We start from the raw sequence: 972 nt of genomic DNA, 5'->3' as shown, positions 1-972 counted from the left end.
ATTCTCTCCCCCAGTAATACGACGACAGAAATGGCCGCGAAACAACGGTTTTATGAAAAGTACGGGGTGCTGGAGATGTATTTTTATAACCCCGAGTCCTATGATTTTTGGGGGTTTGAACGGGAGAGGATAGAGGAAAGTTTTCGCTTAATCACGCCCCTCCATTTGCCTTGGACTTCCCCTCTATTGAATATTCGCTTTGAACTGTTGGGGGAAGGGTTAGTGATTTATCATCCGACGGGAGAACCGTTTAAGGAGCCAGGTGAGTTGTTTACAGAGCGGAATCTGGCACAACAGGAACGGGATTTAGCTCAACAGGAACGGGATTTAGCTCAACAGGAACGGGATTTAGCTCAACAGGAACGCGATCGCGCCTTAGCCAAACTGAGGGAACTCGGCATTGATCCAGAAACCCTCTAAGCTTAGAGATTCCCCGGATCGCTACATTGCGGCGAATCCTTGGTAGGCTGAGGAAAATCCTCACCCCATCCCTTATGTTCAACCCCAAGCCTTGGAAATCTGCCAAATATCGCCGGATGTATACGGCCATATTTGTCTGTCTATTACCCTTTCTGTTAGCTTTAGGCTTAAGTTTACTGGTTCCCTCTCCCTCCCAATTCGATATGACCGTGGCTTCTTCCTCTGAACTCTTAACCGATCCCTTTTTGCAATATCCTACCCCCAATTCCGTGCGGGTAGTGTGGTTTACCGAGTTTCCGGGAGTGCGTCACTGGGTCAATTATGGGCGAGATTTGGAGTTAAAGGCGATCGCAACCAGTCAACAACTCAGTCGTCTGCGAGAAGATGCCCGCTCCAGAATTCCCACCCCCCCCACTCAGCCCACCTTTCGACCCATTTGGCGGCACGAAGCCCTCATCACCCCCCTCACCCCCGGTCAACGTCTCCCCTACCAAGTCACCAGCCTCAAAACCCCCGAAGACCCCTTGTATAGTGCCGTCTTCACCCTCACCC

At 50.9% G+C, this 972-nt stretch carries 2 pseudogenes; both read left to right on the top strand.

The features are described 5' to 3' along the window. Nucleotides 1-420: pseudogene (locus K4A83_RS22730) on the top strand (Uma2 family endonuclease); the annotation flags it as partial. Nucleotides 421-494: 74 nt separating this feature from the next. Then, nucleotides 495-972: pseudogene (locus K4A83_RS22725) on the top strand (fibronectin type III domain-containing protein); the annotation flags it as partial.

It is taken from the genome of Spirulina subsalsa FACHB-351 (genome assembly GCF_026130165.1).
Classification (GTDB): Bacteria; Cyanobacteriota; Cyanobacteriia; order Cyanobacteriales; family Spirulinaceae; genus Spirulina_A; species Spirulina_A subsalsa_A.
Note: the sequence above shows the minus strand (reverse complement) of the source record. Positions and strands in the feature narration are given on the sequence as shown.